At 74.3% G+C, this 18,485-nt stretch carries 19 protein-coding genes; 10 read left to right on the plus strand and 9 right to left on the minus strand.

Annotation, left to right across the window (positions count from 1 at the left end; genetic code table 11):
- Positions 1–257: 257 nt before the first annotated feature.
- The 5 genes from AB0K17_RS29315 to AB0K17_RS29335 form a co-directional block, all read right to left on the minus strand.
- The gene (locus AB0K17_RS29315; RefSeq protein WP_365967635.1) at positions 258–470 is read right to left on the minus strand and encodes a heavy-metal-associated domain-containing protein; all 213 of its coding nucleotides are present in this window, start codon (positions 468–470) and stop codon (positions 258–260) included.
- A 102-nt stretch (positions 471–572) separates the two neighbouring features.
- Entirely contained in the window at positions 573–767 is a 195-nt protein-coding gene (locus AB0K17_RS29320) for a MerR family DNA-binding transcriptional regulator (protein ID WP_344434433.1), read from the minus strand.
- Between the two features lie 211 nt (positions 768–978).
- A complete protein-coding gene (locus AB0K17_RS29325) occupies positions 979–1,980 on the minus strand; it encodes a Gfo/Idh/MocA family oxidoreductase (RefSeq protein WP_365984829.1) in 1,002 nt (333 codons plus the stop codon).
- Positions 1,981–2,057: 77 nt separating this feature from the next.
- On the minus strand, positions 2,058–3,101 hold the full coding sequence (locus tag AB0K17_RS29330; protein ID WP_365984830.1) for a Gfo/Idh/MocA family oxidoreductase: 1,044 nt from the start codon (positions 3,099–3,101) through the stop codon (positions 2,058–2,060).
- A gap of 30 nt (positions 3,102–3,131) precedes the next feature.
- Complete coding sequence (locus tag AB0K17_RS29335) at positions 3,132–4,055, minus strand: sugar phosphate isomerase/epimerase (RefSeq protein ID WP_365984831.1); 924 nt, start codon at positions 4,053–4,055, stop codon at positions 3,132–3,134.
- 242 nt (positions 4,056–4,297) lie between these two features.
- Here AB0K17_RS29335 and iolC point away from each other — a divergent pair, with 242 nt between their 5' ends.
- The 10 genes from iolC (at position 4,298) to AB0K17_RS29385 (ending at position 15,764) form a co-directional block, all read left to right on the plus strand.
- Complete coding sequence (iolC, locus tag AB0K17_RS29340) at positions 4,298–5,251, plus strand: 5-dehydro-2-deoxygluconokinase (protein WP_365984832.1); 954 nt, start codon at positions 4,298–4,300, stop codon at positions 5,249–5,251.
- Positions 5,248–6,129, plus strand: a complete 882-nt coding sequence (locus tag AB0K17_RS29345; protein ID WP_365967641.1) for a deoxyribose-phosphate aldolase — start codon at positions 5,248–5,250, stop codon at positions 6,127–6,129. The genes iolC and AB0K17_RS29345 overlap by 4 nt, the downstream gene beginning before the upstream one ends.
- Before the next feature lie 26 nt (positions 6,130–6,155).
- Positions 6,156–7,043, plus strand: a complete 888-nt coding sequence (gene iolB / locus AB0K17_RS29350) for a 5-deoxy-glucuronate isomerase (RefSeq protein ID WP_365984833.1) — start codon at positions 6,156–6,158, stop codon at positions 7,041–7,043.
- Entirely contained in the window at positions 7,040–8,920 is a 1,881-nt protein-coding gene (gene iolD, locus AB0K17_RS29355) for a 3D-(3,5/4)-trihydroxycyclohexane-1,2-dione acylhydrolase (decyclizing) (RefSeq protein ID WP_365984834.1), read from the plus strand. The genes iolB and iolD overlap by 4 nt, the downstream gene beginning before the upstream one ends.
- Before the next feature lie 58 nt (positions 8,921–8,978).
- Positions 8,979–10,475: a CoA-acylating methylmalonate-semialdehyde dehydrogenase gene (locus tag AB0K17_RS29360; RefSeq protein WP_365984835.1), complete on the plus strand. Its 1,497-nt coding sequence runs from the start codon at positions 8,979–8,981 to the stop codon at positions 10,473–10,475.
- A 62-nt stretch (positions 10,476–10,537) separates the two neighbouring features.
- Positions 10,538–12,634 carry an FUSC family protein gene (locus tag AB0K17_RS29365; protein WP_365984836.1) on the plus strand — a complete coding sequence of 699 codons (2,097 nt, stop codon included), beginning with the start codon at positions 10,538–10,540 and terminating at the stop codon, positions 12,632–12,634.
- A gap of 164 nt (positions 12,635–12,798) precedes the next feature.
- Positions 12,799–14,511 carry a sigma-70 family RNA polymerase sigma factor gene (locus tag AB0K17_RS29370; RefSeq protein ID WP_365984837.1) on the plus strand — a complete coding sequence of 571 codons (1,713 nt, stop codon included), beginning with the start codon at positions 12,799–12,801 and terminating at the stop codon, positions 14,509–14,511.
- Between the two features lie 86 nt (positions 14,512–14,597).
- Positions 14,598–15,059: a hypothetical protein gene (locus AB0K17_RS29375; RefSeq protein WP_365984838.1), complete on the plus strand. Its 462-nt coding sequence runs from the start codon at positions 14,598–14,600 to the stop codon at positions 15,057–15,059.
- Positions 15,056–15,373 (plus strand): transcriptional regulator, encoded by a 318-nt coding sequence (locus AB0K17_RS29380; RefSeq protein ID WP_365967648.1) that lies wholly within the window; start codon positions 15,056–15,058, stop codon positions 15,371–15,373. Before AB0K17_RS29375 ends, AB0K17_RS29380 begins: the two co-directional genes overlap by 4 nt.
- A gap of 130 nt (positions 15,374–15,503) precedes the next feature.
- A complete protein-coding gene (locus tag AB0K17_RS29385) occupies positions 15,504–15,764 on the plus strand; it encodes a Prokaryotic metallothionein (RefSeq protein ID WP_365967649.1) in 261 nt (86 codons plus the stop codon).
- Between the two features lie 16 nt (positions 15,765–15,780).
- Here the strand turns inward: AB0K17_RS29385 and crcB are convergent, their stop codons facing one another.
- From crcB to AB0K17_RS29405, 4 genes are read right to left on the minus strand one after another with little or no spacing between them, the layout of a single operon-like run.
- Positions 15,781–16,140 carry a fluoride efflux transporter CrcB gene (crcB, locus tag AB0K17_RS29390; RefSeq protein WP_365984839.1) on the minus strand — a complete coding sequence of 120 codons (360 nt, stop codon included), beginning with the start codon at positions 16,138–16,140 and terminating at the stop codon, positions 15,781–15,783.
- Positions 16,137–16,502 carry a DUF190 domain-containing protein gene (locus AB0K17_RS29395; protein WP_365984840.1) on the minus strand — a complete coding sequence of 122 codons (366 nt, stop codon included), beginning with the start codon at positions 16,500–16,502 and terminating at the stop codon, positions 16,137–16,139. The genes crcB and AB0K17_RS29395 overlap by 4 nt, the downstream gene beginning before the upstream one ends.
- Positions 16,499–16,987, minus strand: coding sequence for a CrcB family protein (locus AB0K17_RS29400; protein ID WP_365984841.1), 489 nt, complete (start codon positions 16,985–16,987; stop codon positions 16,499–16,501). The genes AB0K17_RS29395 and AB0K17_RS29400 overlap by 4 nt, the downstream gene beginning before the upstream one ends.
- A 9-nt stretch (positions 16,988–16,996) precedes the next feature.
- The gene (locus AB0K17_RS29405) at positions 16,997–18,262 is read right to left on the minus strand and encodes a styrene monooxygenase/indole monooxygenase family protein (protein WP_365984842.1); all 1,266 of its coding nucleotides are present in this window, start codon (positions 18,260–18,262) and stop codon (positions 16,997–16,999) included.
- Between the last annotated feature and the right edge of the window lie 223 nt (positions 18,263–18,485).

Raw genomic sequence — 18,485 nt, forward strand, 5'->3', positions numbered from 1 at the left:
GGGACGCGTACGTACGGGAGGGCCGCTCAAAGCTCCCCGGGTACGTGCCCCGGCCACGCGTTGCGCCGGGCCGTCCCCCAAGACGTCCAGCACTGCACGGTTAGACCCACAACCCCCGGCGATGGTTACCTCCCAATCGCTGTGATCTAGGTCTCCTGCCATAACGGGCACACGAGGGCAAGGGGTCACTTGTGGTGATTCTGTGAGGATCGAGCACCTGAATTCGGTCAGGTGCTCGGCCAGGTACTGCTTCCGGCTCAGGCGGGTCCGGCGAGCTCGTAGCCGGCCTCGTCCACCGCGGCGCGCACGGCGGCCTCGTCCAGCGGGGCGGCCGAGTCCACGGTGACCAGGCCCGTGGCGGCGACGGCCTGCACCGAGGTCACGCCCTCCAGGGCGGACAGCTCGCTGGTGACCGCGGACTCGCAGTGGCCGCAGGTCATGCCGGTCACCTTGTAGACGGTGGTGGTCATGGGCGTACTCCTTGCGCGTGTTCGTCCGGCGTCGGCGACGGCCGGGATAGCGATCGACAGCTTACCCCCTGGGGGTATGTCGGAGGCGGGGAATCGGAGGATTCAACGTTTCTTCGCCGCGCCCGGGCGCTGTGTCACCCAGTGCCGGATGGTGTCGGCGTACCAGTGCGGCCTGCCACCCTCGCTGGCGTCGGGCGGCGGCAGCAGCCCGTGCTTGCGGTACGAGCGCACCGTGTCGGGCCGCACGCCGATGTGGGCGGCGATCTCGCGGTAGGACCAGAGTCGGCGGTCGGTCATCTCTCGCCTTCCCGCCGCGCCGCGGTCACGGAGGGGGGATCCGTGGGGGAGCCGGGCGCGGCTTCTTCCACGGCGAGCCTCGGCCCCGGGCACGACACCGCGTGATCACGCGCCGCGGCTGTCGGGGCTCTGTGACGGAAGGACGGCCCGTTTGTGACGGCCGTGACCCACGGGTGACCCGGTAACAGCCCGGGCGGGGCTGTTCGCGGCGTCAGCCGACGTCCGCCAGCCGCACCGGGCGGTCCTCCCGGCGCGAGACCTCGCAGGCCTCCGCGACGTGCAGGGCCCGCAGCCCCTCCGCCCCGGGGCACGGGTTGCCGCCGAGCCCCCGGGCGGCGTGGACGAACGCCGCGAGCTCGGCCCGGTAGGCGTCCGCGAAGCGTTCCCGGAAGTCCGCCCAGGGGTGCGGCGGGGCGCCGGGGCCGTCCGGCTCGGCCGAGGTCAGCGGGGACCGTTCGGCGAGCCCGACGACCCACTGGTCGCGTTCGCCGGACAGCTCGGTGCGTACGTCGTAGCCCGCGCCGTTGTACCGGGTGGCGGTCGCCGTGACCAGCGTGCCGTCGTCGAGGGTGAGGACGGCGGCCGCGGTGTCCACGTCGCCGGCCTGCCGGAAGAAGTCGGCGCCGCCGTTCGCGCCGCGCGCGTACACCTCGGTGACCTCGCGGCCCGTCAGCCAGCGCACCACGTCGAAGTCGTGCACCAGGCAGTCGCGGAACAGCCCGCCGGACAGCGGCAGGAAGTCCGCCGGCGGTGGCGTCGCGTCGGAGGTCACGCACCGGATCGTGTGCACCCGCCCCAGCCGTCCCGAGCGCAGCGCCTGCCGTGCCGCCAGGTAGCCGGCGTCGAAACGGCGCTGGAAGCCGATCTGCAGCAGGGTGCCCGCCGCCTCCACCTCGCGCAGCGCGGCTATCGTGCCCGCCAGGTCCAGCGCGATGGGCTTCTCGCAGAAGGCGGGCAGCCCGGCACGGGCCGCCCGGGTGATCAGGCCGGTGTGGGAGGCGCTGGTGGTGGCGATCACCACGGCGTCCACGCCGGCGGAGGTGAAGACCTCGCCGGCGCTGCGGGCGGGGCGGGCGCCGACGGCCGCGGCGAGGACCGCCGCCCGGCCCGGGTCGGCGTCGGCGATCACCAGCTCGCCGACCCCGTCGACCGCCGTGAGCGCCGCGGCGTGCAGGGAACCCATGCGTCCAGCGCCGAACAGTCCGATCCGCATGTCACGCGCTCCGTTCCTGATGGTGCAGAAGTGTGGTGCAGAAGTGTGGTGCAGAAGTCATGCGCGAAGAGGGGCGTTCAGCCGGCCTCGTCGTACAGCGCGGGCCGCTTCGCCAGGGCGACCTCGACGCGCTCGCCGCCCTCCTGGGCCCGGACGGCCGCCTCGCACACCGCGGCGGCGGCGTAGCCGTCCCAGCTGCTCGGGCCCGTGCACGTGCCGCGCCGGGTGGCGTCCACCCACTCCTGCACCTCGCGGTCGTAGGCGGCGCGGAAGCGGGTGAGGAAGTCCTGGGGGACCGGCCCGCCCCACCGTCCGTCCGCGGCGACGGCCGGACCGCGTTCCTCGCCGATGCGCACGCTGCCGCGTTCGCAGACCGCCTCGCAGCGCACCTGGTAGCCGAAGCCGCAGTTGACGAAGACCTCGACGTCGACGACCGCGCCCGCGGCCGTCTCCAGCAGCACCAGCTGGGGGTCGCCGAGCCCCTCGGGCGCGGCCGGGGAAGGCGCGGGCCGCAGCACCCGCACGGCCGTGATCTCCTGGCCGAGCAGCCATCGGGCCGCGTCGATCTCGTGCACGGCGGAGTCCTCGACGAGCATCCGGTCGGTGAACCCCGGCGGCGTCGAGGCGTTGCGGTGGACGCAGTGCAGCATCAGCGGCCGCCCGAGCCCGCCGGCGTCCAGCAGCGCCTTCAGCTGCCGGTACTCCTCGTCGTACCGCCGCATGAACCCCACCTGCACCCGGCGCCGGCCCAGGCGCGCCTCCGCCTCGACGACCCGCAGCGCGGCGGCCGCGTCCGGCGTCAGCGGCTTCTCGCACAGGACGGGCAGGTCGTGGGCGAGCGCCTGCAGCAGGGCCGCCTCGTGGGCCGGGCCGGGGGAGGCGATGAGGACGGCGTCGACGTCACCGGAGGTCATGGCGGCGGCTGCATCCGTGTAGGGGGTGCAGCCGGGGGCGAGCGCGGCGGCCGCCCGCGCGCGCCCGGCGTCGACGTCGACGACCGCGGTCACCCGTGCGCCGCGGGTCGCCCCCGTCAGGCGCCGGACGTGGTCCGCGCCCATCCGTCCGGTGCCGATGACGGCCACGCCGAGGGGGGTGTCGTGGGCACGGGTCTCTTGCGTCATGGTCTTCGTTCCTCGGTCGGCCGCGGGTCTTCAGGCCCCGCAGGTGCGCAGGAAGGCGCGGGTACGGCGGGCGATGGGCAGCGGCTGGTCGGGCGGGCAGGGGTACATGTCCTGCTCGACGATGGCGAAGAGGTCCACGCCCAGCCCCTGGGCCGCAGCCAGGACGGGCTCCAGGGCCGGTACGCCCCGCGGCGGTTCGCACATCACGCCCTGGCGCACGGCCGGCCCGAAGGGCGTGCCGTGCTCGACCACGTCGGCGAGGACGGCGGGATCCACCTGCTTGAGGTGCAGGTAGGCGATGCGCTCGCCGTAGGTCTTGATGAGCTCGACGCTGTCGCCGCCGCAGTAGGCGTAGTGCCCGGTGTCCAGGCAGAGGCCGACGCGTGCGGGGTCGGTGGCGTCCAGGAAGCGCGCGACGTTCGCCTCGGTGTCGATGTGGGTGTCGGCGTGCGGGTGCACGGCGATCGTCAACCCGTAGGCGTCGCGCACCCGGTCGGCCAGCCGCTCGGTGCCGCGCGCGAGGTGCCGCCACTGCTCGGCCGTCAGTTCGGGGCTCTCCAGCGGCTCGGCCGTTTTGTCGTCACGCCAGAAGGCGGGGATGACCACCAGGTGCGTGCCGCCGACGGCCCGGGTCAGCTCGGCCACGCGGGCCACCTGCTCCCAGGTCTCCTCCCACACGCCCGGGCCCCGGTGCAGGGCGGTGAAGACCGTGCCGGCGGACACGCGCAGCCCCCGGCGGCCGGTCTCCTCGCGCAGGCGGCCGGGGTCGGTGGGCAGGTAGCCGTAGGGGCCGAGCTCGATCCACTCGTAGCCCGCCTCGGACACCTCGTCCAGGAACCGCCGCCACGGCAGCTGCGCCGGGTCGTCCGCGAACCACACGCCCCACGAGTCCGGGGCGGAGCCGACGCGGATCCGGTCGAGCGGCGCGGGAACGGCGGGGGCGGTGGGGTCCATGCGGCGGCTCTCCTCTCGCCGGTCGTCATCGACCGGGCAAGGGCTGGGACGTTCGGTAGCTTCCCGACTGGCCGGAAGGGTGTCAAGGGTACGTCCGGACATACGGACGTAACGTCAATACGAGCCTCCGCACGTCTGCACGTCCGTATGTAAGGACAAATGCTTGACAGGTCCCGGCGCCCCCCGCTAGACCTGAGCCGCAGCCAGAGCGCCTGGCCGGCCAGGGGAGACGAGGGGAAGCGATGCCCGGTCCGTACGACCTCATCACCATGGGCCGGCTGGGGGTGGACCTCTACCCGCTCCAGAGCGGGGTACCGCTCTCCCGCGTCGAGACCTTCGGCAAGTTCCTCGGCGGCTCCGCCGCCAACGTCGCGGTCGCCGCCGCCCGCCTCGGCCGCCGCACCGCACTGATCAGCCGCACCGGCGACGACCCCTTCGGCACCTACCTCCACGACGCCCTGCGCGACTTCGGCGTCGACGACCGCTGGGTCACCCCCGTCGCCGCCTACCCCACCCCCCTGACCTTCTGCGAGATCCACCCGCCGGACGACTTCCCGCTGTACTTCTACCGCCACCCCAAGGCCCCCGACCTGGAGATCCACACCGCCGAGCTGGACCTGGCCGCCGTCCGCGCCGCCCGCATCTTCTGGATGACCGGCACCGGCCTGAGCGAGGAACCCAGCCGCAGCGCCACCCTCGCCGCACTCGAAGCCCGCGCCGCGGACGCCACCACCGTCTTCGACCTCGACTGGCGCCCGATGTTCTGGAACGGCGGCGCGGACGCCGCCCGCCCCTGGTACGCCCGGGCCCTCGCCCACGCCACCGTCGCCGTCGGCAACACCGCCGAATGCGAGGTCGCCACCGGCGAGTCCGCCCCGCATGCCGCCGCCCGGGCCCTGCTGGCCGCCGGCGTCGAACTCGCCGTCGTCAAACAAGGCCCCCAGGGCGTCCTCGCCGTCCACCGCGACGGCACCGTCGCCCACGTACCACCCGTCCCCGTCGACGTCGTCAACGGACTCGGCGCCGGCGACGCCTTCGGCGGTGCCCTCTGCCACGGACTCCTCGCGGGATGCGACCTCGACCGCACCGTCCGCTATGCCAACGCGTCCGGCGCCCTCGTCGCCTCCCGGCTCGCCTGCTCCTCCGCCATGCCCACGCACGACGAGGTCACCGCCCTGCTGGACGGCACCCCATGACCGCCGTGACCATCGCCGACCTGCCCCGGGTGCGCAGCCGGCACCCCGAAGCCGTCGCCGAGGCCGCCGCCCGCCGCGCCCGCCGGCCCCTGCTCGGCGACCACGGCCGGCTGCTCGTCGTCGCCGCCGACCACACCGCGCGCGGCGCCCTCGACGCCGGCGACCGCACCCTGGCCATGGCCAACCGCGCCGACCTCCTCGAACGCCTGTGCCTCGCCCTCTCCCGCCCCGGCGTGGACGGTGTCCTGGCCACCGCCGACATCCTCGACGACCTGCTGCTGCTCGGCGCCCTCGAGAACAAGGTCGTCATGGGCTCCATGAACCGCGGCGGCCTGCACGGCGCCGCCTTCGAAATGGACGACCGCTTCACCGGCCCCCGCGCCGACGACCTCGTACGCCGCGGCTTCGACGCCGGCAAACTGCTGCTGCGCATCGACTACGACGACCCCGGCTCCCTCGACACCCTCGAAGCGGCGGCGCGCACGATCGACGCCATGGCCGAGCGGCGACTGCCGGTCTTCGTCGAGCCGTTCCTCTCCCGGCGCGTCGACGGCACCGTCCGCAACGACCTCGGCGCCGAGGCCGTCACCAAGTCCATCGCCATCGCCTCGGGCCTCGGCGCGACGTCCGCGTACACGTGGCTGAAGGTGCCGGTGACGGACGACGCGGCCGACATGGCGCGGGTGATGCAGGCCTCGACGCTGCCGGCCGTCGTCCTGGGCGGGGACGTCGGGCCCGACCAGGACGCGACGTACGACCGCTGGCGCACGGCACTGCGCCTGCCGACCGTCCACGGCCTGGTGGTGGGCCGCACACTGCTGTACCCCCCGGACGACGACGTGGCGAAGGCCGTCGACACGGCGGTGGGATTGCTGTGACTGCCCACAACCTTGGAGGTCACGAAATGCGCTACCACCTGCCCGCCGGCAGTGCCGGCAACAGCTCGTACGCGCTGGACGTCGGTCCGAAGAGCGCCGGCTGGGCGTATTGCGCCCTGCGCGTGGTCACGCTCGCCCCCGGTGCCGCGCACTCCTTCGACACCGGCGACAGCGAGTGGATCGTGCTGCCGCTGGCCGCCACCGGCGTCACCGTCGCAACGGACGCCGGCGACACCTTCCACCTCCACGGCCGCACCGGCGTCTTCGCCGCCGTCACCGACTTCGTGTACGTCCCCCGCGACGCGCACGTCACCGTCACCGCCCCCACCGGCGGGCGGATCGCCTTGGCCGGCGCGCGGTGCGGGCGGGCGCTGCCCGCGCGTTACGGGCCGGCCCCTGCCGTCCCCGTCGAGTTGCGCGGCGCCGGTACCTGTTCGCGACAGGTCAACAACTTCGCCGCCGCCGGCGTCTTCGACTGCGACCGGCTCATCGCCGTCGAGGTGCTCACCCCCGGCGGCAACTGGTCCTCCTACCCGCCCCACAAACATGACGAGCACCGGCCCGGCGTCGAGTCCGAGCTGGAGGAGATCTACTACTTCGAGATCGCCGGCGGCCCCACCGGCACCCCGGGCCACGGCTACCACCGCGTCTCGCCCTCGCGCCCCGGTGGTACGGACGTGCTGGCCGAGGTCCGTACGGGGGACGTCGTCCTGATCCCCGACGGCTGGCACGGCCCGTCCATCGCCGCGCCCGGCCACGACATGTACTACCTGAATGTCATGGCCGGACCCGGCGCGGAGCGCGAGTGGCTCATCCGGGACCACCCCGACGCGGCGTGGATCCGCGACACCTGGCCGGGCCTCGATCCCGACCCGCGCCTGCCGTTCCCCCAGCACCCGGGAGGAGACCGATGACCCGACGGCTGACCGTCGCCCAGGCCCTGGTGGAGTTCCTGGCCCACCAGTACACCGAGCGGGACGGGCGCCGGCAGCGCCTGATCGCCGCCTGCTGGGGCATCTTCGGCCACGGCAACGTGGCCGGTGTGGGGCAGGCGCTGCTGGAGACCGGCGATGCGCTGCCCTATCTCCAGGGCCGCAACGAACAGGCCATGGTGCACGCGGCCGTCGGCTACGCCCGCCACCGCGACCGGCTCTCCGCCCACGCGGTGACCACCTCCATCGGCCCCGGCGCCACCAATCTCGTCACCGGGGCCGCCCTCGCCACGATCAACCGCATCCCCGTCCTCCTGCTCCCCGGGGACGTCTTTGCCACCCGCCCCGCCGACCCCGTGCTGCAGCAGCTGGAGCATCCGGGCGCCGGCGACGTCTCCGTCAACGACTGCCTGCGCCCGGTCTCGCGGTACTTCGACCGGATCGTGCGGCCCGAGATGCTGATCCCCGCCGCCCTGCAGGCGATGCGCGTGCTGGCCGACCCCGCCGAGACCGGCGCGGTCACCCTTGCCCTGCCCCAGGACGTGCAGGCCGAGTCGTGCGACTGGCCGGAGGAGTTCTTCGCCGACCGCGTCTGGCACGTGCGCCGCCCGGCCCCCGACCCGGCCGAACTGGACGCGGCCGCAGGGGCCCTGCGCGCCGCCCGCCGGCCGCTGCTGATCGCGGGCGGCGGCGTGCACCACTCCGAGGCCGAGGAGGCGCTGCGCGCCCTCGTGGACGCCACCGGCATCCCTGTCGCCTCCACCCAGGCCGGCAAGGGGTCGCTGCGGTACGACCATCCGGCGGACGTGGGCGGCATCGGGCACACGGGGACGGCCGTGGCCGACGCCCTCGCCCGCACCGCCGACGTCGTCATCGGCGTGGGCACCCGCTACAGCGACTTCACCACCGCCTCGTCGACGCTGTTCACCGCGCCCGACGTGCGGTTCGTCAACCTCAACATCACCGGTCACGACGCCCACAAGATGGCCGGTCTGCCGCTGGTCGCCGACGCCCGTAGTGGGCTGGAGGCGCTGGCGCAGGAACTGCGCGGCTACCGCGTCCCGGACGCGTACGTGAGCGTGTACACGGCCGGCAAGACCGAGTGGGAGGGCGTCGTCGACCGCGCGTACCGGCCCACCGACGGGTGGGAGGACGGTGCCCGGCCCACCCAGGCACAGGTGCTGGGCGCCGTGGACGCCGTGGTCGGCGACGAGGACGTGATCGTGGGCGCGGCCGGCTCCCTGCCCGGCGACCTGCACAAGCTCTGGCGCGCCCGCTCCCGCCGCCAGTACCACCTGGAGTACGGCTACTCCTGCATGGGCTACGAGATCCCCGCCGCCATCGGCGTCGCCCTGGCCGAACCCGGCCGCCCCGTGTGGGCGCTGGTCGGCGACGGCACCTATCTGATGATGCCCACCGAGATCGTCACCGCCGTGCAGGAGGGCGTCCCCCTCAAGATGGTGCTCGTGCAGAACCACGGCTACGCCTCCATCGGCGGCCTGTCCGAGGCCGTCGGCGGCGAGCGCTTCGGCACGGCATACCGCTTCCGCGCCCCCGACGGCACCTTCACCGGCGAGCCGCTGCCGGTGGATCTCGCGGCCAATGCGGCCTCTTTGGGCATGGGAGTGCTGAGGGTGCGCACGACCGCGGAACTGCGCCCGGCGCTCGCCGAGGCGCGCGCCGCCGACCGGCCCACATGTGTCTACGTGGAGACCGAAACGGCCGACACAGTGCCGGGCGCGCCCCCCGCGCAGGCGTGGTGGGATGTGCCTGTCGCCGAGACCGCGACCCGCCCTGCGGCGGTGACGGCGCGGGAGGAGTACGACCGCGGCGCCGCCACCCGCCGTCGCCACCTGTGAAGCCGCCATCCGTGCGCTGCCATCCGTGCGCTGCCATCCGTGAAGAAAGGTCAGGCAGATGAAGACCGTCCACCACTGGATCGACGGCAAGTCCGTCGAGGGCACCTCCGGCGCGTACGGCCCGGTGACCGACCCGGCGACCGGCGCCGTCACCACGCGCGTCGCCTTCGCCTCCGCCGAGGAGGTCGACGCGGCGGTCGCGGCGGCCAAGGCCGCGTACGCCACGTGGCGCACGTCCTCGCTGGCCACCCGCACCGGCGTGCTCTTCCGCTACCGCGCCCTGCTGGACGCCCACCGCGAGGAGCTGGCCCGTCTGATCACCGCCGAGCACGGCAAGGTCCGCACCGACGCGCTGGGCGAAGTGGCCCGTGGCCTGGAGATCGTGGAGCTGGCCTGCGGCATCACCACGCAGCTCAAGGGCGAGCTGTCGACGCAGGTGGCCAGCCGGGTGGACGTGGCGGCGATCCGGCAGCCGCTGGGCGTGGTCGCCGGCATCACGCCGTTCAACTTCCCGGCGATGGTGCCGATGTGGATGTTCCCGCTGGCGGTCGCCTGCGGCAACACCTTCGTCCTCAAGCCGAGCGAGAAGGACCCCTCGGCCGCGATCCGGCTGGCCGAGCTCGCCGCCGAGGCCGGGCTGCCGGACGGCGTGCTCAACGTCGTCAATGGCGACCGCACCGCCGTCGACCGCCTCCTGGAGCACCCCGACGTCGCCGCCGTCTCCTTCGTCGGCTCGACGCCGATCGCCCGCCACATCCACACCACGGCCTCCGCGCACGGCAAGCGCGTCCAGGCGCTCGGCGGCGCCAAGAACCACATGCTCGTCCTGCCCGACGCCGACCTCGACGCCGCTGCCGACGCCGCCGTCTCCGCCGCCTACGGCTCGGCGGGGGAGCGCTGCATGGCCATCTCGGCGGTCGTGGCGGTCGGCGGCACCGGCGACGAACTGGTGGCGAAGATCCGCGAACGGGCCGAGAAGGTGCGGATCGGCCCCGGCGACGACCCCGCCTCCGAAATGGGCCCGCTCATCACCCGCGCCCACCGCGACAAGGTCGCCTCCTACGTCCACGGCGCCGCCGCCCAGGGCGCGGACGTCGTCCTCGACGGCACGGGCTTCACCCCGCCGCCCGGGTACGAGGAGGGCCACTGGATCGGGCTGTCCCTGCTGGACAACGTGCCCACCGACGCCGACGCCTACCGCGACGAGATCTTCGGCCCGGTGCTGTGCGTGCTGCGCGCCGCGACGTACGAGGAGGGCGTGGCCCTCATCAACGCCTCCCCCTGGGGCAACGGCACTGCCGTCTTCACCCGCGACGGCGGCGCGGCACGGCGCTTCCAGCTGGAGGTCGAGGCGGGCATGGTGGGCGTGAACGTGCCCATCCCGGTGCCGGTGGGCTACCACTCGTTCGGCGGCTGGAAGCATTCGCTCTTCGGCGACCTGCACGTCTACGGCAACGACGGCGTGCACTTCTACACCCGCGGCAAGGTCGTCACCACCCGCTGGCCCGACCCGGCGGACGCGGGCGTGGACCTGGGCTTCCCGAGCCACAAGTAGCCGGCCCCGCGGCACGCCCCGCGCACCCGGCCCCGCACGAAGCGGAACCGTAAGCTCCACCCATGGGCTGGGCGACCGCACTGAAGAAGACCGCCCGCGCCGGGCTCACCGTCGAGCGAGCCCGGCTCGAGCCGCTCCTGGCCCTGCGCGGCGCCTGCGGCGTGGCCGTCGTCATCGGCCTCCTGCTCGCCCTGGCCACCCCCTCCCTCGCCGTCTCCTCCGCCTTCGGCGCCTTCGCCTCCGGCATCGTCACCTTCCAGCGCAGCTGGCGCCCCCGCCCCCTGCTGGCCCTCGGCGTCGCCGCCGGACTCGGCGTCAGCACCTTCATCGGCTATCTCGCCGCCGCCCACCACGCCCTCTTCGTCGTCCTGCTGGCCGCGTGGACGCTGCTGTCGGGCTTCGCCTGGGCCCTCGGCCCGGTCTCCGGCTTCGTCGCCACCCAGACGATCGCCGTCATGCTCGTCACCGTCACCCTGCCCTCCTCCGTGGCCGGCGCGGCCGAGCACGCCGCCCTCATCGTCTTCGGCGGCGTGGTGCAGGCGGCACTGATCCTGCTGTTCCCCATCCGCCCCTGGGGCCGCCAGCGCGACGTGCTCGCGGACGCGCTCGCCGCGGAGGCGGACTACGCGCGCCGGCTGCGCCACGATCCCGTGGCACCCTTCGACCCGCAGCCGCTGATGGAGGCCCGCGAGGCCGCCGCGCTGACGCCGCGCCAGGCCCGGACGCGCCCGCGCCAGCTGGGCGGTCCGCGCGGAGTGGCCGAGCGCATCCGGCCCGTCCTGGCCTCGCTCGCCGACCCCGTTCTCGGCGCGCCCGCCGAGGGACCGGAGCGCGACCAGGTCCGCGACCTGCTGGCCGCGGCCGCGACCGTCCTGGACGCAGTGGCGCGGGCGATCCGCTGGGGCAAGCCGGTGCGACTGCCGCCGGAGGCCGTGGCCACCCTGCAGGAGGCCGAGTCCGGCTCGCGGCTGACCGGCCCCGCCCGCCGCAGCGCGCTGCGGCTCGCCGCGCTGCTCGGCGACGCGGTGGAGGCCAGCGACGAGCCCGTACGCGCCACCGGCCCGGTCCCCGAGGCCGAGCGCCGGCACCTGCTGCGGCCCACGGGGGCGGGACTGCTGCCGGTGGCCTGGCGCGCGCTGCGCCGCGAGGCGCGCTGGTCCTCGCCGGTGGGGCGGCACGCGGTGCGCGTGGCGGTCGTCTCGTGCGCGGCGTACGCGCTCGGCAGCGCCCTGCCGCTGGGCCATGGCTACTGGGCGCCGATGACGTCGGTGATGGTGATGCGGCCGGACTTCGCCCAGACCTTCCAGCGCGGAGTCGCCCGCTTCGCGGGCACGCTGGTGGGGGTGTGGGCCGGTGCCGGTCTGATGGCGCTGTTCCACCCGGGGCCGTGGGTCAGCGCGGGCCTGGCCGTGTCGACCGTGGCGCTGCAGTACTTGCTGATGCGCACCGGCTACATCGTCGTCTCCACGTGCGTCGGGGCGTACATCGTCTTCCTGCTGGGCATCGCCGGCGAGGGCTGGTCCCAGACGCTGCAGGACCGGCTGGCGCTGACCCTGCTGGGCGGGGTGCTGGCCATGGTCGGGTACGCCCTGTGGCCCACCTGGGAGACGCCCCGGCTGCGCGACCGGCTGGCGGACTGGCTGGCGAACAACGGCCAGTACGCGCTCGCCGTCCTCGACGCGTACGCCCGTCCCGCCGATCGGGCGGCGCGCCGGGTGCGCGAGGTCCTGCTGGACGCGCGTGCCGCGCGCCGGGAGTGGGAGGACGCGGCCGCCCGCGCGCAGCAGGAACCCGTGCGCCACCGGGGCATCTCGCGCAAGGCCGAGCGGGAGGCGGAGGCGGCGCTGACGACGATGGGCCGCGTCACGATGCTGATGGAGGCGCACCTGCCGGACCGCGACGCCGAGCCGTCGCCCGGCGCGGGGCGGTTCGCCGCGGCGCTGCGCGAGGCCCTGTCCCCGGCGGAGGCGGCCGTGCGCGAGCGCCGGGCCCTGGACTGGTCCGGGCCGCATGCGGCACTGGCCGAGTGGCGGGTGCGCGAGGGCGACGAGGGCGTGCCGGTACGGGCCTCGGAGCTGCTGGTCGAGGCCCTGCAGGAGCTCGCGCAGGCGCTCGCCCCGGGCGGGCGCGGACGCAAGCGGAGCCCGCGCCGCCCTTGACCATTTCTGACGGTGTGTAAACGTGAGGCCACTCACACTTCATGCAATGGCCGCGAAAACCTCCGTAAATTCGCCCCCGGCTTTTTGTTATCAGCCGGTTCGCCGCGGGTCTCCTAGGTGTCGGAACGGACGCCAACGTGGCGGTACGACAGAGAGGTGCGGGCGTGGAGAGTGTGAACGTGGCCGTGGTCGAGGCGGCCCGGGCCGGGGACACGGCGGCACAGGACGAGCTCGTCGCCACCCACCTGCCGCTGGTCTACAACATCGTCGGGCGGGCCCTGAACGGCCACGCGGACGTCGACGACGTCGTCCAGGAGACCATGCTGCGCGTGATCAACGGCCTGGACGGACTGCGCGACGCCGCCAGCTTCCGCTCCTGGGTCGTGGCCATAGCCATGAACCAGATACGCAGCCACTGCCGGGAGCCGCACCCCGAGGCACCCGTCAGTGGCCTGCACGACATGGTGGGCGAAGTCGCCGACCCCAAGGCCGACTTCGTCGACCTGACCATCGTCCGGCTGGGACTGCAGGGGCAGCGCAGGGAGGCCGCCGAGGCCACGCGCTGGCTGGACGAGGGCGAACAGGACGTGCTGTCGCTGTGGTGGCTGGAGGCGGCGGGCGAGCTCACCCGCGCCGAGGTCGCCGCCGCACTGGAGCTGACCCCGCAGCACGCGGCCGTGCGCATCCAGCGCACCAAGGCCCAGCTCGACATCGCGCGGGGCGTGGTCCAGGCCCTCGCGGCGCAGCCGCGCTGCGCGCAGCTGTCGGAGGTCGTCGCGCACTGGGACGGCATCCCCTCCGCCCTGTGGCGCAAGCGCATCGCCCGGCACGTGCGCGGTTGCGGCCGCTGCACCGGCGCCCTGTCGGCGCTCGTGCCCGCCGAGGGACTGCTGGCCGGCCTCGGCCTGGTGCCGGTGGGCGGCGCGCTGCTCGGCTGGTGGGGCAGGGGCACGACGGTGCACGCGGCTTCGGCGGCGTCGGTGGGTCAGTCGGCGGCCCCGGTGGGCCACACCGCCGCCTTCCCGGCCTCGGCCGGGTCCGGGGCGGCCCCGGCTGCGGCCCCGGCCCGGGCCCGCGGGCACCGGGCGGCCGGCCGCCGGAGCGGCGGCGGGCACCGCGCGGGCGGCGGGCGCAGCGGGCGGCGCGTCGCCGTCGGGGCGGGCGTGCTGGCGCTCCTCGCGGGCGGGGTGCTGGGTGGCACCTACTTCTTCCAGGACTCCCCGGACGGCGCCGACCGCACCCAGGCAGTCGACGCCCCGGGCAGCCTCAAGCAGCTGAGCGCGCAGGAGCCGTCGCCGCTGCGTTCGGGCCCCTCGCAGTCGGCCTCGCCGAGCGCCTCGGCCTCCGCGTCCGCCTCGGCCTCCGCCTCGCCGAGCGGGTCGGCGTCGCCGTCCGCGTCGAAGTCGGCGAGCGAGTCCCCGGCGTCCACGTCGGACTCGGCGCTGGCGCCCAGCCGGAAGCCCGCGACCCGGGCGCCCGCGCCCAACCCGGGCGGCGGCTCGGCGGCCCAGCAGGTGGTGGCGCTGGTCAATGCCGAGCGCGCCAAGGTCGGGTGCTCGCCGGTGACCTCCAACAGCCTCCTGGACGCCGCGGCCCAGGGCCACTCCGACGACATGGCGGCCCGCAACTTCTTCAACCACACCAACCCGGACGGCAAGGGCCCGGGCGACCGCATCACGGCGGCCGGCTACCAGTGGAGCACCTACGGCGAGAACATCGCCTACGGGCAGGCGGACGCGGCGGCGGTCATGGACTCGTGGATGCACAGCGACGGCCACCGCAAGAACATCCTCAACTGCTCCTTCAAGGAGATCGGCATCGGCATCAACCGCGCCCCGGGCGGCCCGCGCTGGACCCAGGTCTTCGGGGCGCGCTGAGTCGTTCACCCGCCCGGGCGGCGAGGTTTTCCACAGTGGAAACTCCACGGTTGCCATGATGGAAAGTGCGTGGTTCACTTTCCATCATGGCAACCGACGCTGATGTGTTCCCGCGTTCCGGCCGGCCCTCGGCCGAGAGCGCCGCGCAGGCCCTGGCCCTGGCCGAGCAGGCCCAGGAGGCGGTCTGCTCGATCAAGCCCTCCCGCTGGTACGAGTGGACGATGTCCTCGCTCGTGGCCGCGGTCTTCTTCGTCAACCTGCTGCCCGAGCCGTTCGACCTCGTCGCCCTCGGCGCGGTGTACGCGGCGATAGTGACGGTCCTCTGGCTGCAGTTCCGCGCCAGCGGGGTCCGGCGGCGGGCCACCCCCGCCCTCAAGCGCGGCGCGGCCGTGTGCGCCGTCCTGGCCATGCTGAGCTACCTCGGTGCGCTGCTCCTGGAAGACTGGGCGGGTATGTCGTGGATATGGGCGCCGGCGGGGCTGCTGGTCGGAGGGGTGGTCCATGTCCTCGACCGGACCTCGCGCACGAAGGGCATACCCGCACAGTGACCGCTGCCGACGACGGCTTCAACGAGACGATCCACGCGCCCAACCGGCTGCGGATCTGCGCCGTGCTCGACGCCGTCGAGGAGATCGAGTTCTCGACCGTGCGCGAGACGCTGGGTGTGAGCCCGTCCGTGCTGAGCAAGCACGTCACTGTCCTCACCGACGCCGGGTACGTCGAGCAGCGGCGCGCCGTCCGCGACACCCGGCAGCGGGTGTGGCTGAAGTTCACCAAGGCCGGCCGCGCCGCCTACCACGCACACCTGGCGGCGCTGCGCGCCATCGTCAATGCGGACCTGGGGCAGCCGGGCGACGGCTGAGCCGGGCGGTCCTCGCACCTTCGAGTGAAGGCCGCACCCGCCCCGGCCGCCCGCCCCGCGCCGGAGGGAAACATCACGCCGGGCACCGCCCACGCTGACCGAAGGGGGGTCGTTCGAGACGGAGCAGTCCATGGCAAGCTGCGACACCTGCGGCAACGACTACTGGTTGGCCTTCGAGATCAAGACCATCACCGGGCAGACGTACACCTTCGACAGCTTCGAGTGTGCGATCACCCGGCTGGCCCCGACGTGCGAGCACTGCAACGCCCGCATCATCGGCCATGGGGTCGAGGTCTCCGGCCGCTTCTTCTGCTGCGCCCACTGCGCCCGCGAGGGCGACTCCGGCCTCGGGGCCGAGATCCGCGACACTGTCGGCGCCCACCCGGGCTGACGCGCCGCCGGCCTCCTCACCCCAGGCCTCGGCCCAGGGCCACCCCCGCGTACGCGGCGCCCACCCCGCACACCACGCTCGCGGCGACGTTGAGCACGGCGTACGCGCGGGCACCGTCCTGGGCCAGGCGCAGGGTCTCGTAGGAGAACGTCGAGTACGTCGTCAGGGCACCGCACAGGCCGGTGCCCAGCAGCAGGCGCCACCGTTCGTCGGGCAGCGCGCCCGTCAGCACGCCCAGGACCAGGCAGCCCACCATGTTCACCGTGAACGTGCCCCAGGGGAACACGGAATCGTGGCGCGACTGCACGAAGCGGTCCGTCAGATAGCGCAGCGGAGCGCCGGCCATGGCGCCGGCGACGACGAGGAGCCAGTTCACCCGGACTTCCCCTCGGTGCTCCCGCCGGTCGCGGCCTCGCCGTAGTGGAGGACCTCGACCTCCTCCAGGGTGACCAGGCCGCCCACGGACAGCTCCGCCAGCACGGGCAGGAACGCCCGGACCCGCTCCGCGGTGTCCACGACGATCACCGCCACCGGCAGGTCCTCGCTCAGCGACAGCAGACGGGAGGTGTGGATGAGGGAGGAGGCACCGAAGCCCTCGATGCCACGGAAGGCGCTCGCGCCGGCCAGCCCCGCCGCATGGGCGCGGTGGACGATCTCGGAGTACAGCGGCCGGTGGCCGTGCGTGTCGGACTCGCCGACCACCACGGTCAGGCGCAGTGCAGGGCCCTGCAGTGTCATCGCCGCTCCCGGTGCGGGCCGCGCCGAGGGTACGCGCGGGTGGCCGTTGCGGCCGCCCACACCGCGGCGAGGGCGATGAGCGGCGTCGCCGCCAGGTAGACGAGGGCGCTGCCGGTGCGGCCGCCGGAGGCCAGGTGCCGGATGTCCACCGCGTAAGTGGAGAAGGTGGTGAAGCCGCCCAGCACGCCCGTGCCCAGGAAGGGCCGGGTCAGCCGGTGCGGCGCACCGCGCTCGGTCAGGCTCACCAGCAGCACGCCGATCAGGGCACAGCCCACCGCGTTGACCAGCAGCGTCGTCCAGGGGAAGGCGCCCGGTGCGGTCGGCCACAGCAGCCCTGCACCGTAGCGGGCCGCGGCGCCCAGGCCGCCGCCCGCCGAGACGGCGCACACCACCGCGCCCTGGCCGCCGGGGCGGTCACGGCGTGCGGCGACGCCGCCGCTGGTCCCGGCCGCCGTATGAGGCGGCGCCGCTCCCGTCGTACCCATGCGGCCAGGCTAGCCCAGGGGTTGCGGGGTGCCGCCGCCCTCCACCGCCGCCAGGCAGGCCTCCGCCCGGTCGGCGTCCATCAGCCACTCCTGGAACTCCGCGGGGTCGGCGAAGCCGTTGACGTAGCGGTGGGCGAGTGCGGGGTGCATGGCCGCGGCCTCGATGATCTGCCGCACGTGGGGCGGCAGCGGAGCGTCCAGGAGCATGTTGGTGAAGGCGGTGGTGTGCCGCGCGTGCTCCCACCAGGCCGCGAACGTCTCGTGCATCCACGCGCGGTCGAAGGGCCGCTCGCCCCGCTCCAGGACCGACTGCAGGTAGCGGTCCGCGCAGCGCGCCGCGTTGTTGGAACCCTGACCCGTCAGCGGGTCGTTGAGGACGACCGCGTCCGCCATGCCCAGCACATGGCTGCCCGGCGCCACCTCCGCGACCGGGTGCCGCACCACGGGCGTCAGGCTGCCGGTGAGCAGGGCCCCGGCGTCCGTGGGCTCGGCCCCGGCGCACAACTCGTACTCCCACGGCGCGTACGTGCGCAGCAGGTGCAAGGAGCGCTCCAGCGCCTCGCCCGGCCCCGAAACGTTCCCCCAGCAGTCGAAGGGCCCGCCCGGGTTGCCCTCCCACAGCAGGATCCGGCAGGGCCCGGACCCGGTCAGCGCCGGCAGGACGAAGAACTCGCCCGTTCCCGGGAAGGCGTACATGCGCAGGAACGACGGCGGCAGCCCCGCGTCGGGCCGCACCCCGTGCAGGTACAGGCAGGCCAGGACGCGCTGGGGGTGCGCATGAGGGCTGTGCCGCTCGTCCCGGCCGAACACCTCGGCGAGCGGGCCGTGGCCCGTCGCCAGCACCGTCAGCTCGTGCGCGGCGGCGAGGGCGGCCAGGTCCTCCGCGGCCGGCTGCCGGTACTCCACCCGCCCGCCGCGCTCGGCGAACAGCTCCAGCCAGCGCGCCGTCTTCACCCGCTGGTCGACGGACTGGGCAGGGCTCTCCAGCCGGGCGGTGACCGACCGGCCGGGGGAGCGGGTGCCGGGCGGGTCGGTGGGGTTGAGCTGGATGCCCTCGATGGGCGGGGCCTGCCCGTCCCACAGGTTCAGGCCGAGCCGCCGCTCCAGGATGAGCGCCGGCCCGTACATCAGCTGGGTGGAGAGCACCCGTCCACCGCGGATCTGTTCGGGCGTCCGGGCCGCGACCACGGTCACCTCGTACCCGCCGGCCGCCTGCAGCCCCAGCGCCAGCTGGAGCCCCGCCTGGCCCGCGCCGACGATCGCGATCCTGCGCATGGTTGCCTCCGAAAGCAGGTCCTTCCTTGGCCCGCCCCCGATGTAACCGCCCCCGGCGCGCGCTGTACAGAAGGCACGCGGACGCCCCGTTCGCCCGGGTGTCCCGGCAGGGCTGCCCGCCGGACACGGCCTAGGTGTGTTGTTCGGCGAGGTTGGTTCCGCGGCTGGCGGGTGTGTGGCCGCCGATGCCGGTGTGGGGTCGGTGGTAGTTGTACCAGTGCAG

The organism is Streptomyces sp. NPDC049585 (assembly GCF_040675615.1).
Taxonomy (GTDB): Bacteria; Actinomycetota; Actinomycetes; order Streptomycetales; family Streptomycetaceae; genus Streptomyces; species Streptomyces luteosporeus.